The organism is Aquabacterium sp., from assembly GCF_041909175.1.
Taxonomy (GTDB): Bacteria; Pseudomonadota; Gammaproteobacteria; order Burkholderiales; family Burkholderiaceae_C; genus Aquabacterium.
In genome coordinates this window covers 265,292-283,742 of the sequence record NZ_JAYRDZ010000004.1, presented here as the reverse complement: position 1 = coordinate 283,742, position 18,451 = coordinate 265,292, and the positions used below count along the sequence as shown (strand labels likewise).

Below are 18,451 nucleotides of genomic sequence, written 5' to 3'. Positions count from 1 at the left end.
ATCATTGAGGGGCTGTTTTCGATGAAATCTGCTGCGCGCCCACCTCGACAACCTGCTCCGGCCCTGAAGGCTGCCCAAAAGGCAGCCACCCATTCTGCTCAGGAGGTGCGCCTGATTGGAGGTCGGTGGAAGCGCACACCGCTGCCTGTGCCTGTGGTGGCCGGTTTGCGCCCGACGCCCTCGCGGGTGCGCGAGACCTTGTTCAACTGGCTGGGCCAGGACATGGGGGGCTGGCGCGTTCTGGACGCCTTTGCCGGGAGTGGTGCCCTGGGGTTGGAAGCTGCCTCCCGAGGGGCCGAGTCAGTGCGCCTCATCGAGCGGGAGCCCCAACTGGTGAGGGCCTTGCAGGCAATCAAGGCGCGCCTGCAGGCGGATCAGGTGCAGATCCAGCAGGCTGACGCGATCAGCTGGATGCGCCAGCATGCCGGGGCAGGGGCGTTTGACCTGGTATTTCTTGACCCACCATTCGATGATGACCTGTTTGAGTCAGCCCTGTTGGCGGCGGCCGCATGCGTTCCCGAGGGCGGTTGGGTCTACCTGGAGGCACCTCACGGATACACGGATGCGGTGGGTACACCACAAGTCCAGGGGCTGCGACTGCACCGTTCAGGCAAGGCCGGGGCGGTGCACTATCACCTGTTTCAGCGTGTGGGTGATGCCTCGGGCATATCCAGGGTCGGGCAGGACGTCTAAACTCTCGCCCGTGACCGATCTGCGCTGTCGCGCCACTCGCATTCATCTGGTTGACTTCGATGCCATCTTCTGCCCCTTTGACAGCCGTCTACCCCGGCACGTTTGACCCCATGACCCTGGGTCATGCCGATCTCATGGCGCGCGCAGCGCGCTTGTTTGACAAGTTGATCCTGGCCGTGGCTGCAGGGCATCACAAACGCACCATGTTCAGTCTGGAAGAGCGTCTTGACATGGCCAAGGAGTTGGCTGCCCCCCACGGCAACATCGAGGTGGTGTCCTTCGAAGGTCTGTTGCGCGATTTCGTGGTGTCGAACGGCGGCAAGGTAGTCGTTCGAGGCTTGCGTGCGGTGAGCGATTTTGAATATGAATTCCAGATGGCGGGCATGAATCGCCAGCTCATGCCGGATGTCGAGACGGTCTTTCTGACGCCGTCCGATCAATATCAGTTTGTTTCCGGCACTTTTGTCAGAGAAATTGCCATGCTTGGCGGGGATGTTTCGAAGTTTGTGGCACCCACGGTGCTCGCACGCTTGCGTGCCCGTGTGTCGCAGGGAAAGTGAGTGCGGGCATGTCTCTGAAAATCACCGAAGAGTGCATCAACTGTGATGTGTGCGAGCCCGAGTGCCCTAACCAGGCCATTTCGATGGGCGAGACCATCTACGTGATCGACCCGGCCCGTTGCACCCAGTGTGTGGGGCATTTTGACGAGCCGCAGTGCGTGCAGGTTTGCCCGGTGGAGTGCATTCCGGTGGACCCGGATCACACGGAGACACCGGAGCAATTGATGCAGAAATACTTGCACCTGCAGGAGCAGGCTCAGACCCGAAACCGGGCAGCCTGACACACGCCCGCGCGGCTGAGTCCCTTACTGGGCGTCGTTGTCGTGTTTCTTCGGCGTGACGGCTGTAAAGTGCTTTTCCTTGCGTGGTCTGTCGGCTTTGCCCGCCGGCGACACGGTGGCTTGTAAAGGCTTGGGCACGGTATCGATGCCGACAGCTGTTTGTCCGGCCGCTTTCTTTTCCTGAGCTTCCCGGCTTTTTTCAAGTTTGCGCGCCAGCTTGGCGTCGGACTTCGCCGTGCTTTGTGCCTGCGCCAGTTGGTGGGCGCTGCGTGTGTCTGTTGCCTCGACAGCATGACCACCATCGCAGGGGGATGCCTGGTATTGCACGACAGGGGTGCCGCTGCTGCCGGGCACTTCGCATCTGAACACCGCTGCATGACTGAGCGGCACCCATGTCATGAAGATGATGGCGGTCAGACTGCTGGCTGCAAGGCGAAGTGCGGTGTGTGGCATGGGATGAGGGTCAGGTGGATGCCGGGTCTGCCTTGGGGGGGGATGGCTTGGCCGGCTTGGGGCGTTGGGGTTGTGCGTGGATGACGGTGGTGGCTTTGCTCATGTCGCCAGCGAGCATGGCCTCGGTCGCATCGAGTGACTGGGCGATGCACTTGAAGATGGCTTCCCGTTCAGCTTGAGGCGGTTTGCGCAGAACATAGGCGGCAACCTCGTGCTTGACGCCGGGGTGACCAATGCCGAGGCGCAGTCGCCAGTAGTCCGGGCTGCCCAATTGCGCGTGCGTGTCACGCAAGCCGTTGTGACCAGCGTGGCCGCCACCCTTCTTGAGCTTGACCTGGCCGGGCAGCAAGTCCAGTTCGTCGTGGGCGACCAGGATTTCCTCGGGCGCAATTTTGAAGAACCGCGCCAGGGCTGCAATGGATTTGCCTGACAGGTTCATGAATGTTTGTGGCTGCAGCAGCCACACCGGCCCTTGCGGTGTATTGGCCCGTGCGACCAGGCCATGATAGGCGCGGTCAGGTTGCAGGTGCACACCCAATCGGCGGGCGAGCTCGTCGATGTACCAGAAGCCGGCGTTGTGCCGTGTGTCTTCGTATTCCGGGCCGGGGTTACCCAGGCCGACAAACAGGCGAATCATGTTGGGTCCGATTATGCAGATCGGTGGTGCCAAAAGAAAAGCCCCGCCAAAGCGGGGCTTGACTCGATGCCATGGTGATCATGGCGCCGTCAGCAAGAATTACTTCTTCTTGCCCTTGCCCTTGGCGGGTTCGGCGGCTGCCACGGGAGCGGCAATTATTTCTTCCACCGGCTCGACCACGGTAGCGATGGTCGGGCTCTTGCGGCCGTGGGTCAGCACCTTGATGTGCGAAGCCAGCTTCAGGTCTTCCACGTGGAAGGTCTGGCCCTTGACGGCCTGGCTCAGGTCCACGGTGATGAATTCGGGCAGCTGTTCAGCCAGGCACTCGATTTCCAGCACGGTGGTCACGTGGTTGATGAGGCACTTGTCGACCTTCACTGCGGGCGACTCGGCTTCGTTCACGAAGTGCAGAGGCACCTTCTTGTGGATGCGGGTGGTGGAGTCGACGCGTTGGAAGTCGACGTGCAGCACGATGCGCTTGAAGGGGTGAACCTGGTAGTCGCGCAGCAGGACCTTTTCGACCTGACCATTCAGTTCCATCTCGAGGACGGACGAGTGGAAGGCTTCCTTGCGCATGGCGTGGTACAGCGCGTTGTGGTCCAGTTCGACGTTTTTGGGGTCCTTGCCGGCACCGTACACGATGCCAGGGGTCTTGCCAGCATTGCGCAGGCGGCGGCTCGCTCCGGTCCCCTGCAGATTGCGCTCGAAAGCGGTGAATTTCATGGATGACTCCAAGTTGGTAAAGCGCCCGCGACCAGGCGCTGAGTGAACGACCTGGTCAGTGACGACCGGGTCAGGGAAATCGGATCAGAAGTTGTTGTTCTGTTCCGAGAAAAGTGAAGTGACCGAGTCGCCATCGGAGATGCGGCGGATGGTCTCGGCAAACAGGAAGGCCACCGACAGTTGGCGGATCTTCTTGCATTCCTTGGCTTGATCGTTCAGCGGGATCGTGTTGGAGATCACCACTTCGTCAAGTTGAGAAGTTTTGATGCGCTCGATGGCCGGGCCGGAGAAAACTGGGTGCGTACAGTAGGCAAACACACTCTTGGCGTTGCGGTCCTTCAGCACTTCGGCAGCCTTCACCAGGGTGCCGGCGGTGTCGATCATGTCATCCATGATCACGCAGTTGCGGCCTTCGATTTCGCCAATGATGTGCATCACTTCGGACACGTTGGCCTTCGGGCGACGCTTGTCGATGATGGCCAGATCGCAACCCAGTTGCTTGGCCAGCGCGCGTGCGCGCACCACGCCACCGACGTCGGGCGACACCACCACCAGGTTCGAGTACTTCTTGGCTTGCAGGTCGGACAGCAGCACCGGCGATGCGTAGATGTTGTCGACCGGGATGTTGAAGAAGCCTTGGATCTGGTCGGCGTGCAGGTCCATGGTCAGGACGCGGCTGACACCGACAGCTTCCAGCATGTTGGCGACCACGCGAGCCGAGATGGGCACACGGGTGGAACGCGGGCGGCGATCCTGACGGGCATAGCCGAAGTAGGGAATCACGGCCGTGATGCGCTGGGCCGAGGCACGCTTGAGCGCGTCAACCATGATGAGCAGTTCCATCAGGTTGTCGTTGGTCGGTGCGCAGGTCGACTGGATCACAAAGACTTCGCGACCCCGCACGTTTTGCTGGATCTCGACAGTGGTTTCACCGTCAGAGAAGCGGCCAACAGCGGCTTTGCCCAGTTCGATGCCCAGGTGCGATGCGATTTCCTGAGCCAGAGCTGGGTTGGAATTGCCAGTGAACAGTACGGTATCGGATAGCATGGGCGGAGATGGCAGTTTTGCATCTTGCCCAATCGCCTTGCCCTTGATCGGCGCTTCCAGTGTCAGTGGCAGCAGGCAGAGGTGGCGGGCAGTGTGCGTTCGGCGAATGAAATTTTTTGGCAGGGGAGGAAGGATTCGAACCCTCGTATGTCGGAATCAAAATCCGATGCCTTAACCAACTTGGCGACTCCCCTACACAGGACACCGCATGTTGCCATGCGATGACCGCGTAATCGTCTCTCATGCGAGAAGCCTCACATTATAGCCAGCTTTTTGCGTTTGCTGCAAGTGCCTGTTCGTTTTTTGCTGCTTGTTGCGTTTGTGCTTCAGCTCAACGCATCAAGCAGTGGATGACGATCCAGGACGCGACAAGCGCGGCCGGCCCATGTGGGATCACTCAGTTCCAGATCGACTGCGCTGAAGGTTTTTGGTAGTGCGTTGGCCTGGTCAACCCAGGAAAACACAGCACTGCCGGAACCTGTCATGCGGCTGTTGCCGAAACGGTTCTGCATGATCTCAAGTGCTTGGCTGACTTGACTGCTGTACTGCTGGGCAGGACCTTGCAAGTCATTGCGGCCGAAACACTTGGGCGCTGCAAGAAAGTCTGCAACTATAGCAGGTTTTGAGTCCCTTTTCAAATTCGGGCTGCCGAATATGGCTTGTGTGGGAACTGCAACAGGTGGCTTGAGAACTGCGATCTGGCTCGACAGCACGTCGTCAGGAAGCGAGATGGGCTGGATGACGTCGCCCACACCTTCAACCCAGGCATTGTGTCCTCTGATGAAGAAGGGGACATCGGCACCCAGTTGCAATGCCAGCGTGGCCAGTTGGTCGACGCTCAGATGCAACGACCACAAGCGGTTGAGTGCCAGCAGCACGGTGGCTGCGTCCGAGCTGCCTCCACCCATGCCGGCGCCCCAGGGCACATGTTTGTCAATGTGGATGTCGGCGCCCAGTTGGCATCCGGTGGCTTGTTGAAGCAGGTGGGCGGCTTTCAGGCACAGGTCGTTTTCGGGCAGGAGGGTACCCAGGTCGTGGCGTTGGATGTGGCCATCGCCCCTCGTGTCGATGTGCAGGGTGTCCGACCAGTCGATCAGCACGAACACGGACTGCAGCAGGTGGTAGCCGTCGGCTCGACGTCCGACAACGTGCAAAAACAGATTCAGCTTGGCCGGTGCCAGCAAGTCATGAAGCGATGCCATGGTGGTGATGGTTCAGCGGTCAAGCCGAATGCGGATGGTCACGCCGCGAAGGGTGTCTGATTGGGGGCGTTCGGCGAGCAGCTTGCCTTCGGTGATCTCGCTGGTGCCAATGTGCCAGCCGCCTTGTTCGAAGCCCGTGGGGGTTGCATTGGTCGGGGCGGGCAGGGCGTCGCTGGGATGTCCTTGCAGCCAGTCCATCAGGGCAGGCAGGGGAATGGCTTCACCAAGTGCCTGGGTGCTCAGATCGTCGATGTCGCTGAACTGCTGGTCGTCTTTGTCGATGCTGGACAGGATGGCGAGGCCGGGTGCCCAGTGGATGCGTGCAACCTGGCTGCCCAGCGGCGTCATCAGATCAAGTTGCCCACGACGTGCCGATCCTTGAAAGAAGAACCCCATGCTGACGCCCTTGGCCGGTTGGGTCTGGAATGCCTGGAGCTTGATGCTCAACTGGCCTTGGTAGGTGGCGATGGTTTCGTGCGGGTCCGTGGCGACTATGGCTGGTGTCACGAGTGGCCGCAAGGGGGTGCATGCAGTGGATAGCAGTGCTGCCCCCACGGCTATCAGGGCAGCGGCGAATCGAGCGCGCATCACAGGCGCACGCGCAGCCGCTTGAGCGTGTCCTTCAGGGCCTCGTTGGCTGAATCCCGCTCGCGAGCCTGTCGCCATACTGTGCGCGCTTCATCTTGTTGGCCCTGACTCCACAGTACCTCGCCCAGGTGGGCGGCAATTTCGGGGTCCGGGCGCGCTGCATAGGCTGCCCTCAAGAGTTTCAGTGCTTCATCAAGGTGGCCGCTGCGGAATTCCAGCCATCCCATGCTGTCGGTGATGAAGGGGTCGCCGGGCTTGATGCTGAGTGCTTTGGTGATGAGTTCTCGGGCCTCGTCCAGGCGGATGTTGCGGTCCGCCAGGCTGTAACCCAGGGCGTTGTAGTTGTGCGGGTTATCTGGGGCCAGCGTCATGGCCTTGCGCAGCAGCTTCTCCATGTCGTCGAAGCGGTGGAGCCGTTCGCCCAGCATGGCCTGCTCGTACAGCAGGTCCGGGTCATCCGGGAAGCGGGTGGTGGCCTGCTCCATGACCTTGTAGGCTTCGCCGACGCGGTTGGCATCGCGCAGCAGTTGCGCCTCGGCCTGGAATTTCACTGCAGCGTCGCGCGGTTCATCTTCAGGCAAAGATTGGATGACCTTGCGGGCCTCGTCCAGTTTGCCCATTTTGGCCAGCAGACGAGCCTTCTGGGTTTGCAGCAGCAGGCTGTCGCTCTGGTCGTTTACCTTGTCCAGCCAGTCGAGCGCCTTCTGGAATTGGGCGCGCTGTTCTTCCAGCTGAGCCAGCAGCAGGTAGGCTTGATCAACCGTGGCATCTGCCTGGTGCGGGGCGTCTTCTGTTTCGTCATCACTTGGCGATGCCGTGGCGGCATGACGCAAGTCGAGGAAGCGGGTCAGTGCCCCTTCAGCCTTGTCATACTGTTTGAGCTCCATGCGTACGGCGCCCAGGGTCAGCCAGGCAGCCGGGTCGTCTGGAGAGGCCTTCACCAGTTGATCAAGCTGCTCGGCGGCCTCGGCCATGCGCTGACTTGCGGCCAGCTTGCGCGCGTACGTCAGGCGCAGTGCAGATGGGGGGGCGGGGCGAGCCAGTTGGGCTCGTGCAATGTCTTCTGCATCCGGCTTGGCATCCATCAGGTTGATGGCCAGCAGACCGTTGCCAATGTAGGCAGGATTGGCCTTGAGTGCGCGCTGAAGGGCAGCCATGGCTTTGTCCTTGTCGCCGGCGCCCAACCAGCCCTCACCACTGGCGATCCATGCCTCAGCGAGTTCGGGCGTCTTGTTTCGCCATGCGTCGGTGACCTCGTCAACAATACGGGCCGCTGCTTTGCGGTCCGTGAGTCGGCTCAGTGATCGTGGCAGCGAGGCAATCAGTCTTGGTTGCTGTGGTGCGGGGCTTTGCTGGATCAGGCTCTTGAGTGGCTCGGCAAGGTCTGTCGTGCGGCCCAGCGCAATGGCGATCTGGCTCACATATTCAGCAGCCTCTCTGGACTGGGGCAGTGCCTGCCGCCAGGCTTTGGCAGCTGTCAGGGCTTCTTCTCCCGCCCGCGCCTGGAGTGCAATTTCAATGGCGCGCTTGAACAGTTCAGGGTTTTTGTGCCGGCGGGCCAGTTCCAGGTAGATCTGGTAAGCCGAGCCGAAATCGCCGCTGCGGGCTTGAACTTCCCCAACCAGCAACTGGTAGAAAAGGGTGCTGTCCATTCTGGAGTTCTGGACGGCTTCCTTGTCCTCGGCGGGCGCCGCGCTGGTTTGTCCAAATGCCGGGGTCCCCAGACCCAGGCCCAGGGCCAGCCCGGCAGATGCCAGGGCGCTCAGCAAGAATCGTTTTGAGGCCCTAGGGCCGGTTGGGCTGGAAGAACGGGCAGTCTGAGCGGCGATCTGGTCGGGCATGAGCACTCCATGTATGCGCCCATTCTATTGATGTCCGGACGCCATAATGTGCCCATGCCTGAATTGCCCGAGGTTGAAGTCACACGTCAGAGCTTTGCGGCCCGCATCCAGGGTGCAAGGGTGTTGCATTTGCGCATGGGCAAACCGTTGCGCTGGCCTCTGGGTTGTGACCCCGGGCGTTTTGAGGGCGCCAGCGTGGGTGAGGTGCTGCGCAGAGGAAAGTACCTCTGGCTGCCGATGATCATGCCGGGGCAGGTTTCTGCGCCACCACCAGCCGAGTGCGAGGGCCTGTTGATCCACCTCGGGATGTCAGGGTCTTTGACGTTCCGTGATGCGCCAGGCGCGGCCGGCCCGCACGATCATTTTGATCTGGATACGACGCATGGGTTGCTGCGGCTGCGGGATCCTCGGCGCTTTGGCGCGGTGGTGTGGGGCCCATCGATGACGGCCGGGCTGCCGGGCAAGTTGCTGGAAGGGTTGGGTTTGGAACCATTCGACCCCCTGCTGGATGGCGCCTACCTTCATGACCGGTTGAAGGGGCGTTCGGTTGCCGTCAAGCAGGCCCTGCTGGCAGGCGACATCGTGGTTGGCGCAGGGAACATCTATGCTTGCGAGGCTTTGTTCATGGCTGGGGTTGATCCCCGTACGCCGGCATCGCGCTTGAGTCGGCCGCGGTGCCAGCGCCTGATCCTCGCAGTTCAGAGCGTATTGCGGCAGGCCATCCAGTTGGGTGGCTCCAGCCTGCGCGACTTTCGAGATGCTTATGGCAGCGAGGGCCATTTTCAGCTCGCCACACAGGTATATGGGCGTGAGGGGGAACCTTGTCGAGCGTGTGGCACAACCATCAAGCGCATCGTACAGGGGCAGCGTTCGACGTTTTTTTGCCCGGTTTGTCAGAAAAGGTAAGCGGTCGTCACAGCTTCGGGTAATTGGTGGCACGATTTCCGCTTACGTGAGCTAGGATCGCTTTCATGATGCCAACTTTTGCCAGCAATCTGGACGCCCTGGGTCAGTGGCGCGTCGCGACCGATGCCAAGCTTGCCAACTTGGCCAGGTTCGCTCGTGAGCAAGATTTGTTGAACGAGGCGGCTGCCGAGTGGTTTGAGGCCATGCGGCACCGGCTGTCTGGTGAAAAGCTCATGGTGGCATTCGTGGCCGAGTTTTCCCGCGGGAAGTCCGAGCTGATCAATGCCATCTTCTTTTCGGACAAAGGACGGCGGATGATGCCGGCGTCGGCCGGGCGGACCACGATGTGCCCGGTGGAGCTGGGCTATGACGTCGATGATCCGATCGGGTTGGCCTTGTTGCCGATTGAAACCCGTCTGGACGCGACTTCTTTGGCTGAGTTTCGGCTGCAACCATCCGCCTGGAGCTTGGTCGAGCTGGATCTGAGCAATCCCGAAGGCATGGCTCAGGCCTTGGCGGAGGTGATGCGCACCAAGCAGGTTTCCAAGGAAGAGGCGGCCGGCTTGGGTTTCTGGGATGATGCCCGGCCCGATGACAACCCGCCCTTGTCAGATGACGGCACAGTCGAAGTGCCCCAGTGGCGCCATGCACGCATCAATTTGCCGCACCCTTTGCTCAAGCGCGGATTGGTCGTGCTCGATACACCAGGGCTCAATGCGATCGGCACCGAGCCCGAACTGACCTTGGGCCTGTTGCCGCAGGCGCACGCAACCGTGTTCATCCTGGGGGCCGATACGGGGGTCACCAAATCGGATCTGAGTATCTGGCGTGACCACCTCAGCGGGCCGGCTTTGGCTCGATTCGTGGCACTCAACAAGATTGACTCGTTGGTTGATCCCCTGAGTACTCCTGCGCAGATCGAGGACGCCATCCGTCGTCAACAAGAGAGTGTGGCGCACACACTTGAAATCGAGCCTGCTCACGTGTTCCCGATTTCGGCGCGTCAGGGGCTGGCGGCCCGTCTCAACGGCGATGAGCAGAGCCTCAAGGCCAGTCGGCTTGAGGCGTTCGAGGCCGCGCTGTCGCATGAGTTGTTGCCAAAGCGGCGTCAGATGCTGGCGGAAGCGGCCATTTCTGGCGCCCAGCATTTCCAGTCGCAACTGGGGCGTCGTTTTGGCGAGTTGCGTCGTCAGTATGCTGATCAGTTGGCTGAGCTCAGGGGCTTGCGGGGCAAGAGCTCTGGCAAGGTCAAGCTGATGCTTCAGCGTGTGCAGGTGGAAGCCAGCGAGTTCGAGCAATGCACGGCGCGCCTTGCTGCGATGCGCAGCATCCATGCCCGCATGTTGAAGAATGTCCTGCAAGACATCTCTTCGGATCGCGTGCGTCGCGAGGTGGAGGCTTTGCAGCAGGTTCTGAGTGGTTCCTGGTTGCCGCTGGGCGCCAAGCGCGCTTTTGTGGATCTGTGCGGGCGCCTGCGTCACCTCATTGAGGAAGCTCAGGAGCGCAACGACGAAATCCACGCGATGCTGGTGGCATCGTTTGCCAAACTCAATGCCGAGTTCGGGTTTGGGCTGCAGGCTGAAATGCCGGTCGATGTGCGCAAGTATGCCGAGGACCTCAATCTGATCGAGCGCAACTATGTGCAGTATCTGGGCCTGAGCCAGGCATTCAGGTTGGCTCAGCCAGCTTTTCAAGAGCAATTCCGCCGCATGCTGATTTCTCGCTTGCGTGTGGTGTTCGAGACCGTCAGTAACGACATCGAGCTCTGGAACAAGACGGCTTCTGCGCAGGTTGACGGGCAGTTGCGTGAACGCCGGCGCAATTTCAAGCGCCGTTACGAGTCGCTGGACCGGATTCAATCGGCTTCGACCGATCTCGACACACGCTTGCAGGAGGTGCAGGCGCAGGACGAGCGGGTGCTGCAGATGCAGACCAGGCTGGACACCTTGATCGACGAATTGATCGGCCAGGCGCGTTCCGAGGTGGTGCTCGACCGCATGGCAGAGGTGTCTGCCGGAGGGGCACGACTGAACCTCGACCTGTCTGCTTCTGACGATCAGGTCTCTCAGGGCGCATGACCGTTTTGCAGGATGATCGGGCCGCGCTGTCTGCCGGCCCTGAGGATGCATTGCTCGCGCGGGCGCGTGATCGAAAACCTGTGTTGTCGGCTCGACTGGTTGCCTGGCAAAAGCAGGAAGGGCGTCACCACCTGCCTTGGCAACAAGGCCGAGAACCCTATCGAGTCTGGTTGTCGGAGATCATGCTGCAACAGACGCAGGTCTCGACGGTCATGGGCTATTTCCAGCGTTTCTTGCAGCGTTTTCCGGATGTGCATGCCCTGGCTGCGGCGCCGCTGGACGATGTGCTCGCGCTGTGGAGCGGTCTGGGCTATTACAGCCGGGCGCGTAACCTTCATCGTTGTGCCCAGGTGGTCGTAACCGAGCATGGAGGGGTGTTTCCTGGACGTGCAGATGTCTTGTCCACCTTGCCGGGGATCGGTCCGTCGACTGCTGCCGCGATTGCTGCATTCTGCTTCAGCGAGCGGGTGTCGATCATGGATGGCAATGTGCGCCGTGTCTTGAGTCGGGTGCTGGGGTGGGGACAGGATCTGTCCGTGAAAGCCCATGAGCGCAGCTTGTCTGCGGCTGCCGAGGTGGTGTTGCCGGTTCATGGGGGGGATATGCCGAGTTACACCCAGGGCCTGATGGATCTGGGTGCAACCTTGTGCACGCTGCGCAAACCTGCCTGCCTGACTTGCCCCTGGTCTGATCTGTGTGTGGCCAGGGAGGAAGGGCGGCCTGAGGTTTATCCGGTCAAATCACGCAAGCTCAAACGGTCTCAGCGCGACCACATCTGGTTATGGCTGACCCGGGGGGATGCCGTGTGGCTCGAACAGATGCCAGACAAGGGGGTATGGGCCGGTTTGTGGACCTTGCCGCTGATCCCTGATGACGCAGCCATGACCGAGTTGGTGGGGCCGTCATGGTCAGCTCAACTTGAGCGGCTGCCGCGCATCAAGCATGTGCTGACCCACCTTGACTGGTGGCTGACACCGGTCAGGCTGCATGTGCCCGAGCAGGGGCCATCGGTTCAGTCGCTGGTTGAGCGCTTGCATGCTGTGAACCTGAGTGGTCGGTGGGTGCCACTGGCAGACTTGTCGAATTGGGGCCTGCCAGCCCCGCTGAGGCGCCTTTTGCAGGGTTAGGCCAGTGTCACGATGACGGGCGCATGGTCGCTGGGCCGCTCATTTTTGCGGGGCGCCTTGTCGATCGTGCAAGCCGTCACCTTGGCCTGAAGTGCCTGGCTGACCAGAATATGGTCGATGCGCAAGCCCTGGTTTTTGCGGAAGGCGAGGTTGCGGTAGTCCCACCAGCTCCATGGTTTGGCCGGTTGCTCGAAGAGGCGGAAGGCGTCCGTCAGACCCAGGCCGATCAACTTCTGAAAATGAGCCCGCTCCTCTACCGTGCAGTGGATCTGGTCTTTCCAGCCCACCGGATCGTAGACGTCGTCATCGGTCGGGGCGATGTTGAAGTCGCCCATCAGGACCAGTTGGGGGTGTTGACGCAGTTCATCGGCCAGCCAGGCCTCCAGGGCATCAAGCCAACCCATCTTGTAGGCGAATTTGTCTGAGCCAGGGGCCTGGCCGTTTGGGAAGTAGCAACCGATGACCCTGATCATGCCCTGCAGCGGGTCGTTCACACTGCCGGCAATCACACGGGCTTGATCGTCCGGAAAGCCGGGGATGTTGCGGATGACATCGGTGCTGTCTGTCTTGGTCAGCAGCGCCACGCCGTTGTAGGTTTTCTGTCCAAACCACTGCGCGGTGTAACCGGCGGCCTGCAATTCCAGGTGCGGAAACTTGTCGTCCGTGAGTTTGGTTTCTTGCAGGACAAGGGCATCGACCGGGTTGACGCTCAGCCAATCCAGCAATTGCGGCAGTCTGACAGAGAGGGAGTTGACGTTCCAGGTGGCGAGTTTCACGGTGATCTGCACAGAAGAAGCGAGAGGCGCGATCCTAACCCCGGAGGGGCTGTCGTGCACAAGCCGCTACCAGGATGTGAAGGAAGTCTCATGTTGAAACGGAACAGGTCGATATTCATCGAGTCCACGTCGGAGCCGTCTAGCATGGCTGTTCTTGCGTCAACGCGTTCTTGAAAGCAGTTCTGCAGGTTCGCTCGTGCACAGTCCTACTCTTCTGATCATCATGATGGCCCAGATGGGCCTGATGGCCGCTGTGCTGGTGGCTGTCTGGCACATCAACCGACGTGTGCCTGGATTGAAACCGTGGGCTTTTGCCTACGTGCTCGGGTTTCTGGCCTGTGTGGAGTTCGCGGTTCGCGTCCGTCTGGCACTGTTTCCTGAGGTCGTTTCTGCGATGTTGGCGCAAGGGTTGCTGACTGGCATGGCCTATCTGTGCCTGGTCGGGAGCAGGGTCCATGTGGGCAAGCCAGTTTTACCTGCTTGGGGCGGACTGCTGGTTGTGTCGGTGGTCATGCTGTTGATCGCGTATTTCACGGTCATTCAGCCCGATTTGATGGCCCGGTATGTGGTCAACAGTACGGCCTTGGGCCTGCTGTTTCTGGTGTCTGGCCGCGTGCTGCTTGGCGGGGGGCTGCGTCGCTATCCCGCGCGTCATGTGCTGGCCCTGGCTTGCCTGCTCCATGGTGGTTTTTTGCTGATCCGCCCGTGGGTATTCAGTCTCGGCACACCCGGCGTGTCCTCTACGCTGCAAATTGCCACAGTGGCGCCAGGCATCCTCCTGGAGACCGTGACGGCGCAGAACCTGATTGCCCTTTGCGTGTTGTTGCTGGCGTCTGAGCACACCAGTCAGGCGCTGCAGCAACTGGTTGATCGGGATGCGCTGACCGGTGTCCTGAGTCGTCGGGCCTTTCTGGCCAGACTTGCGGCCCGTGAAGTGCATGTGCCGGACTACTCCGGGCGGGGTATGGAGCGGGCCTTGCTGATCATTGATCTGGACCATTTCAAGCAGATCAATGATGGCTGGGGGCACGGTGTCGGCGATGATGCCTTGCGTCACTTCGTGTCCGTGGCGGATGCGTGCCTGCGTGAGGAGGATGGCCTGGGCCGCCTGGGCGGTGAGGAGTTCGGTGTCATCCTGCCTCGTACGACACACCAGCAGGCCTGTGCTGTGGCTGAGCGACTTCGGGCAACGTTGGCCTCTCAGCCTTTGCTGCTGGGCGAGGCATCGCTGCGGATGACTGCCAGCATTGGTATCACCATGGTTCAGCCCAGGGATAGCAGCGAGGTTGCGTTGGGCCGAGCGGACCAGGCGATGTACCAGGCCAAGATGGCTGGCCGCAACCGTGTGGCCTCTGTGCTGGCGGCATCGCCTGCGATGCCGCCGCAACAGTTGGCCTGAGGTTTCAGGCCTTGGCTGCCAGGCGCTTGCTGCGTGCCCGGATGTTGAGGGCTTCGACGGCCAGCGAGAAGGCCATGGCAGCGTAGATATAGCCCTTGGGCACGTGCATGTCGAAGGCCTCGGCCGTCAAGGCCATGCCAACCATCACCAGGAAAGCCAGCGCCAGAACCTTGACAGAGGGATGGCGGTCGACGAACTCGCCGATGGGCTTGGCTGCGAACAGCATGACGCCCACAGCAGCAATGACTGCGGCGACCATCACACCAATGTGATCCACCATGCCCACGGCCGTGATGACGGAGTCCAGCGAGAAGACGATATCGATGATCGCGATCTGGCCAATGATGCTCCAGAACAATTTGGCTCCCGCGGATTTGATGGCGGCGGGGTCGGTGGAAGGCGGACCATCTTCTTCGCGTGCTTCGACCTCAACGAAGATTTCGTGCGATGCCTTGTACAGCAGGAAGAGACCACCTGCGAGCAGCACGATGTCCCGTCCACTGATGCCTTGCTCGAATAGGGTGAACAGGTCGTTGGTCAGGCTCATGACCCAACTGAGCGAAAACAGCAGTGCCAGGCGGGAGACCATGGCGAACATCAGGCCGAGTCGGCGCGCCTTGTCCCGCAACTCGGCAGGCAATCGGCCGACCAGGATGGAGATGAAGATGATGTTGTCTACCCCCAGGACGATTTCGAGGGCGGTCAGCATCGCGAAGGCGATCCAAATATTGGGGTCGAAGAGGAATTCCATGTCAGACGTGTTCAGGTTGCTTGTTGGAGTGAGACCATGGCATGGAGGCCATGGGTCGCAAGCTTACTGAACCCGTCTGTTCGGGTAAATTCGATTTATGAGGCTTGATGCTTCGATAAAACCGAATTGTCAGGCAGCCTTGGCACGGCGTTGGTAGACCACGAAGTGGTAGGTCCACCCCGCGTCACTTTGATGGCTTTCGCGACTGGCTTCCTGGAAATCCGCGCGTGACCAGTCAGGAAAGAAGGTGTCTCCGGTGAAGTCGGCATCGATTTCCGTCAGCACGAGTTCATCGCACAGCGGCATGGCCTGACGGTAGAGCTCACCCCCCCCAATGACGAAGACGCGGGCTTCGCTGTCAACCAGTGACAGTCCGGCTTGCAGCGAGTGGGCCACTTCCACGCCATCATGCTGCCAGTCTGTATTGCGGGTGATGACGATGTTGCGGCGTCCAGGCAAGGCACGGCCGATCGAGTCGAAAGTCTTGCGGCCCATCAGAACGGGGCAGCCCATGGTGGTGCGCTTGAAGAACTTCAGGTCTTCCGGCAGGCGCCACAGCAACTGGTTGTCCTTGCCGATGGCCCCGTTGCGGGCCACGGCCGCGATCACACACAACTGCATGCAGGGCTCCTCAGACTGCCACGGGGGCCTTGATGGCCGGGTGGTGCTGGTATTCGAGGACTTCGAAGTCTTCGTAGGCGTAGTCGAAAATGGACTCAGGCTTGCGCTTGATGTTCAGCACGGGGTAAGGGTAGGGCAGCCGGCTGAGTTGTTCCTCGACCTGTTCGGTGTGGTTGCTGTAGATGTGGCAATCGCCACCGGTCCAGATGAAGTCACCCACATCCATGTCGCATTGCTGGGCCAGCATGTGGGTGAGCAAGGCGTAGCTGGCGATGTTGAAGGGAACGCCCAGGAAGATGTCTGCGCTGCGCTGGTAGAGCTGGCAACTGAGCTTGGCTCGCTCTCCTTCTGCCTGTGGTGGTGCCACGTAGAACTGGAAGAAGGCGTGGCAGGGGGGCAGGGCCATCTGGTCAATCAGGCCAACGTTCCAGGCGCTGACGATGATGCGGCGCGAATCCGGGCTGGTCTTAAGTTGCTTGACCACTTCACTGATCTGGTCGACGTAGGTGCCGTCGGGTTTGGGCCAGTTGCGCCATTGCACGCCGTAGACCGGGCCGAGCGAGCCATCATCACGCGCCCATTCGTCCCAGATGGTGACGCCACGCTCTTGCAGCCACTTCACGTTGTCGTCGCCCCGTAGGAACCAGAGCAGTTCGACAATGATGGACTTCAGGTGCACTTTTTTGGTCGTCACCAGCGGAAAGCCTTCGCTCAGGTCGAAGCGCATCTGGTGACCGAACACACTGCGGGTGCCCGTGCCAGTCCGGTCGGTCTTGAGCACGCCATGGGCATGAACATGGCGCATGAAGTCTTCGTACTGGCTGCGAACGGGGCGGCTGTGATGGCTGAAGGTGGGCATGGTCGTATCCGGGCGCTGCCAACAGGGCAGCAAGCGGATTATTTTAGGGGGTCAGGCGCGGTCCTGTGGCTGCTCGAACTGCGCGGCAGCAAGGCGGGCATAGAGCTCGCAGCGTGTCAGCAGGTCCGCGTGAGGGCCAATGTCGATCAGTCGGCCCTGATCCATCACCGCGATGCGATCGGCATTGACCACGGTACTCAGACGGTGGGCGATGACCAGGGTTGTGCGGTGCTGCATGGCGGCTTCCAGCGCTGCCTGTACCGCGCGCTCACTCTCGGTGTCGAGGGCACTGGTGGCCTCGTCAAGCAGGAGCAGCGGGGCATTTTTCAATATGGCCCGCGCAATGCTGATGCGCTGACGTTGTCCACCCGACAGGCGAACGCCACGCTCGCCGAGGAAAGTGTCGTAGCCCTCGGGCAGCCGCTCGATGAATTCCTCGGCATGAGCCGCCCGCGCGGCTGCCTTGACCTCGTCATCGCTGGCACCCGGCCGGCCATATCGGATGTTGTCCATGGCGCTGGCAGAGAAAATGGTGCTGTCCTGCGGAACGATGCCGATGTGGCCGCGGAGGTCGTCGAGGCTCATTTCTTTGGCAGCAACCCCATTGACCGTGATGTGGCCAGTCTGTGGGTCGTAGAAGCGCAGCAGCATCTGGAAGACGGTGCTCTTGCCTGCGCCACTGGGGCCCACCAGCGCCACGGTCTCGCCTGGGGCGACGGTCAGAGAGAAGTGGGACAGTGCTGCCTGGTTGGGGCGCGAGGGGTAATGGAATGTCAGATCGTTGAATGCAATGCTGGCACCGCCCGGAACCGCTGGCATGGGCAGGGGGGAAAGCGGGCTCTGGATGGCCGATTGGGTCTGCAGCAACTCCATGAGGCGTTCGGTGGCGCCTGCTGCACGGAGGATGTCGCCATAAACCTCGGAGAGGGCTGCCACGGAGGTGATGAAGAGAATCACATAGACCACGGTCTGGCTCATGTGCCCTGCCGTGATGCGGCCCTCGATGACGGCCTGGGTGCCTTCGTAGAGGCCAAACAACAAGGCGCCAGCAGTGGCGATGATGATGAAGGCCACCAGCAGGGCGCGGGCACGGATGCGCCGCACACCGGTGCCGAACGCCCCCTCTGCAGCAGAGGAGAAGCGGCCGGCTTCGCGAGGCTCTGCGGTGTAGCTTTGCACGACGGGGATGGCGTTGAGCACTTCGGCAGCGATCGCGCTGGCGTCGGCAATGCGGTCCTGGCTGCTGCGCGACAGTTTGCGTACACGGCGACCGTAGAGAATGGCCGGGGCAACCACGACCACCAGGATGCCGAACACCTGGGCCATGACCAACGGGTTGGTGATGACCAGCATGACCAGCGCGCCGGCGCCCATGATGGCGTTGCGCAGACCCAGCGACAAGCTGGAGCCCACAACCGTCTGGATCAGGGTGGTGTCCGCTGTCAGGCGAGAGAGCACTTCGCCGGTTTGTGTTGTCTCGAAGAAGGCAGGGCTCTGTTTGAGTACGTGGCCGTAAACGGCCTGCTTGAGGTCGGTGGTGATGCGTTCACCTAGCCACGTGACCATGAAATAGCGGGATGCTGAAAAGAGTCCCAGGGCGACACCGACCCCGAACAGCGCCAGGAAGTGTTCCCGCACGGCCATGATGCGGTCTCCGGGGTCGCTGGGCAGGAAGCCTTGATCGATGAGGCCCCGCATGGCCAGGGGCAATACCAGGGTGGTCACGGCGGCCATGACCAGGAAGATGCCGGCCAGCGCAATGCGCCCCTTGTACGGACGCAGGAAGGGGACCAGGCTGCGCAAGGACTGCGGTTGGCCACGTGTAGGGGGCTGCGGTGGTGTGCGATCTGACATGACAAAACGACATGGTGAATGCGGAGGCCATTGTCACCCATGGGATACGGGTTTG

General features: G+C 61.0%; 19 protein-coding genes and 1 tRNA gene. 7 read left to right on the top strand and 13 right to left on the bottom strand.

Annotated features, from left to right (window positions below; all coding sequences use genetic code 11):
* Positions 1 to 21 precede the first annotated feature (21 nt).
* The 3 genes from rsmD to ACE3PH_RS08205 are packed head-to-tail and all read left to right on the top strand — an operon-like array spanning position 22 to position 1,534.
* Positions 22 to 693: a 16S rRNA (guanine(966)-N(2))-methyltransferase RsmD gene (rsmD, locus tag ACE3PH_RS08215; RefSeq protein WP_374317738.1), complete on the top strand. Its 672-nt coding sequence runs from the start codon at positions 22 to 24 to the stop codon at positions 691 to 693.
* 59 nt (positions 694 to 752) lie between these two features.
* Entirely contained in the window at positions 753 to 1,253 is a 501-nt protein-coding gene (coaD, locus tag ACE3PH_RS08210) for a pantetheine-phosphate adenylyltransferase (RefSeq protein WP_374317736.1), read from the top strand.
* Between the two features lie 8 nt (positions 1,254 to 1,261).
* Positions 1,262 to 1,534, top strand: coding sequence for a YfhL family 4Fe-4S dicluster ferredoxin (locus ACE3PH_RS08205; RefSeq protein WP_374317734.1), 273 nt, complete (start codon positions 1,262 to 1,264; stop codon positions 1,532 to 1,534).
* 24 nt (positions 1,535 to 1,558) lie between these two features.
* Here the strand turns inward: ACE3PH_RS08205 and ACE3PH_RS08200 are convergent, their stop codons facing one another.
* The 8 genes from ACE3PH_RS08200 to ACE3PH_RS08165 all read right to left on the bottom strand — a co-directional run bounded on the left by ACE3PH_RS08200 (position 1,559) and on the right by ACE3PH_RS08165 (position 8,025).
* Positions 1,559 to 1,987 (bottom strand): hypothetical protein, encoded by a 429-nt coding sequence (locus tag ACE3PH_RS08200; RefSeq protein ID WP_374317732.1) that lies wholly within the window; start codon positions 1,985 to 1,987, stop codon positions 1,559 to 1,561.
* A gap of 10 nt (positions 1,988 to 1,997) precedes the next feature.
* Positions 1,998 to 2,624 (bottom strand): aminoacyl-tRNA hydrolase, encoded by a 627-nt coding sequence (pth, locus tag ACE3PH_RS08195; RefSeq protein WP_374317730.1) that lies wholly within the window; start codon positions 2,622 to 2,624, stop codon positions 1,998 to 2,000.
* A 99-nt stretch (positions 2,625 to 2,723) separates the two neighbouring features.
* Positions 2,724 to 3,347, bottom strand: a complete 624-nt coding sequence (locus ACE3PH_RS08190; RefSeq protein WP_374317728.1) for a 50S ribosomal protein L25/general stress protein Ctc — start codon at positions 3,345 to 3,347, stop codon at positions 2,724 to 2,726.
* Positions 3,348 to 3,431: 84 nt separating this feature from the next.
* Positions 3,432 to 4,394, bottom strand: a complete 963-nt coding sequence (locus ACE3PH_RS08185) for a ribose-phosphate pyrophosphokinase (protein ID WP_374317726.1) — start codon at positions 4,392 to 4,394, stop codon at positions 3,432 to 3,434.
* Between the two features lie 117 nt (positions 4,395 to 4,511).
* A tRNA-Gln gene (locus ACE3PH_RS08180) sits at positions 4,512 to 4,588 on the bottom strand.
* 132 nt (positions 4,589 to 4,720) lie between these two features.
* Positions 4,721 to 5,596: a 4-(cytidine 5'-diphospho)-2-C-methyl-D-erythritol kinase gene (gene ispE, locus ACE3PH_RS08175; RefSeq protein ID WP_374317724.1), complete on the bottom strand. Its 876-nt coding sequence runs from the start codon at positions 5,594 to 5,596 to the stop codon at positions 4,721 to 4,723.
* Positions 5,597 to 5,608: 12 nt separating this feature from the next.
* Complete coding sequence (locus tag ACE3PH_RS08170; RefSeq protein ID WP_374317721.1) at positions 5,609 to 6,103, bottom strand: outer membrane lipoprotein LolB; 495 nt, start codon at positions 6,101 to 6,103, stop codon at positions 5,609 to 5,611.
* Between the two features lie 80 nt (positions 6,104 to 6,183).
* Complete coding sequence (locus ACE3PH_RS08165; RefSeq protein ID WP_374317719.1) at positions 6,184 to 8,025, bottom strand: tetratricopeptide repeat protein; 1,842 nt, start codon at positions 8,023 to 8,025, stop codon at positions 6,184 to 6,186.
* A gap of 54 nt (positions 8,026 to 8,079) precedes the next feature.
* Here ACE3PH_RS08165 and mutM point away from each other — a divergent pair, with 54 nt between their 5' ends.
* From mutM to mutY, 3 genes are all read left to right on the top strand, one after another.
* Positions 8,080 to 8,931 (top strand): bifunctional DNA-formamidopyrimidine glycosylase/DNA-(apurinic or apyrimidinic site) lyase, encoded by an 852-nt coding sequence (gene mutM, locus ACE3PH_RS08160; protein ID WP_374317717.1) that lies wholly within the window; start codon positions 8,080 to 8,082, stop codon positions 8,929 to 8,931.
* Positions 8,932 to 8,996: 65 nt separating this feature from the next.
* Positions 8,997 to 11,009, top strand: coding sequence for a dynamin family protein (locus tag ACE3PH_RS08155; RefSeq protein ID WP_374317716.1), 2,013 nt, complete (start codon positions 8,997 to 8,999; stop codon positions 11,007 to 11,009).
* Positions 11,006 to 12,136 carry an A/G-specific adenine glycosylase gene (gene mutY, locus ACE3PH_RS08150; protein WP_374317714.1) on the top strand — a complete coding sequence of 377 codons (1,131 nt, stop codon included), beginning with the start codon at positions 11,006 to 11,008 and terminating at the stop codon, positions 12,134 to 12,136. Before ACE3PH_RS08155 ends, mutY begins: the two co-directional genes overlap by 4 nt.
* Here mutY and xth read toward each other — a convergent pair.
* Positions 12,133 to 12,912 carry an exodeoxyribonuclease III gene (gene xth, locus ACE3PH_RS08145; RefSeq protein WP_374317711.1) on the bottom strand — a complete coding sequence of 260 codons (780 nt, stop codon included), beginning with the start codon at positions 12,910 to 12,912 and terminating at the stop codon, positions 12,133 to 12,135. The two genes, mutY and xth, sit on opposite strands and share 4 nt — an antisense overlap.
* A gap of 196 nt (positions 12,913 to 13,108) precedes the next feature.
* Between xth and ACE3PH_RS08140 the strand changes: the two genes are divergently transcribed.
* Complete coding sequence (locus ACE3PH_RS08140) at positions 13,109 to 14,311, top strand: GGDEF domain-containing protein (RefSeq protein WP_374317709.1); 1,203 nt, start codon at positions 13,109 to 13,111, stop codon at positions 14,309 to 14,311.
* A 4-nt stretch (positions 14,312 to 14,315) separates the two neighbouring features.
* Here the strand turns inward: ACE3PH_RS08140 and ACE3PH_RS08135 are convergent, their stop codons facing one another.
* The 4 genes from ACE3PH_RS08135 to ACE3PH_RS08120 form a co-directional block, all read right to left on the bottom strand.
* Positions 14,316 to 15,062 (bottom strand): TerC family protein, encoded by a 747-nt coding sequence (locus ACE3PH_RS08135; protein ID WP_374317706.1) that lies wholly within the window; start codon positions 15,060 to 15,062, stop codon positions 14,316 to 14,318.
* Positions 15,063 to 15,191: 129 nt separating this feature from the next.
* Positions 15,192 to 15,683 (bottom strand): dihydrofolate reductase, encoded by a 492-nt coding sequence (locus tag ACE3PH_RS08130; protein ID WP_374317704.1) that lies wholly within the window; start codon positions 15,681 to 15,683, stop codon positions 15,192 to 15,194.
* A gap of 10 nt (positions 15,684 to 15,693) precedes the next feature.
* Positions 15,694 to 16,542 carry a thymidylate synthase gene (locus ACE3PH_RS08125; protein WP_374317702.1) on the bottom strand — a complete coding sequence of 283 codons (849 nt, stop codon included), beginning with the start codon at positions 16,540 to 16,542 and terminating at the stop codon, positions 15,694 to 15,696.
* A gap of 51 nt (positions 16,543 to 16,593) precedes the next feature.
* Positions 16,594 to 18,396 (bottom strand): ABC transporter transmembrane domain-containing protein, encoded by a 1,803-nt coding sequence (locus ACE3PH_RS08120; protein WP_374317700.1) that lies wholly within the window; start codon positions 18,394 to 18,396, stop codon positions 16,594 to 16,596.
* Positions 18,397 to 18,451: the final 55 nt, after the last annotated feature.

Bases quoted from the DNA above. Each gene is read 5' to 3' on its own strand.
- rsmD (WP_374317738.1), top strand. From the start codon at position 22: ATGAAATCTGCTGCGCGCCCACCTCGACAACCTGCTCCGGCCCTGAAG.
- coaD (WP_374317736.1), top strand. From the start codon at position 753: ATGCCATCTTCTGCCCCTTTGACAGCCGTCTACCCCGGCACGTTTGAC.
- ACE3PH_RS08205 (WP_374317734.1), top strand. From the start codon at position 1,262: ATGTCTCTGAAAATCACCGAAGAGTGCATCAACTGTGATGTGTGCGAG.
- ACE3PH_RS08200 (WP_374317732.1), bottom strand. From the start codon at position 1,987: ATGCCACACACCGCACTTCGCCTTGCAGCCAGCAGTCTGACCGCCATC.
- pth (WP_374317730.1), bottom strand. From the start codon at position 2,624: ATGATTCGCCTGTTTGTCGGCCTGGGTAACCCCGGCCCGGAATACGAA.
- ACE3PH_RS08190 (WP_374317728.1), bottom strand. From the start codon at position 3,347: ATGAAATTCACCGCTTTCGAGCGCAATCTGCAGGGGACCGGAGCGAGC.
- ACE3PH_RS08185 (WP_374317726.1), bottom strand. From the start codon at position 4,394: ATGCTATCCGATACCGTACTGTTCACTGGCAATTCCAACCCAGCTCTG.
- ispE (WP_374317724.1), bottom strand. From the start codon at position 5,596: ATGGCATCGCTTCATGACTTGCTGGCACCGGCCAAGCTGAATCTGTTT.
- ACE3PH_RS08165 (WP_374317719.1), bottom strand. From the start codon at position 8,025: ATGCCCGACCAGATCGCCGCTCAGACTGCCCGTTCTTCCAGCCCAACC.
- mutM (WP_374317717.1), top strand. From the start codon at position 8,080: ATGCCTGAATTGCCCGAGGTTGAAGTCACACGTCAGAGCTTTGCGGCC.
- ACE3PH_RS08155 (WP_374317716.1), top strand. From the start codon at position 8,997: ATGATGCCAACTTTTGCCAGCAATCTGGACGCCCTGGGTCAGTGGCGC.
- mutY (WP_374317714.1), top strand. From the start codon at position 11,006: ATGACCGTTTTGCAGGATGATCGGGCCGCGCTGTCTGCCGGCCCTGAG.
- ACE3PH_RS08135 (WP_374317706.1), bottom strand. From the start codon at position 15,062: ATGGAATTCCTCTTCGACCCCAATATTTGGATCGCCTTCGCGATGCTG.
- ACE3PH_RS08130 (WP_374317704.1), bottom strand. From the start codon at position 15,683: ATGCAGTTGTGTGTGATCGCGGCCGTGGCCCGCAACGGGGCCATCGGC.
- ACE3PH_RS08125 (WP_374317702.1), bottom strand. From the start codon at position 16,542: ATGCCCACCTTCAGCCATCACAGCCGCCCCGTTCGCAGCCAGTACGAA.
- ACE3PH_RS08120 (WP_374317700.1), bottom strand. From the start codon at position 18,396: ATGTCAGATCGCACACCACCGCAGCCCCCTACACGTGGCCAACCGCAG.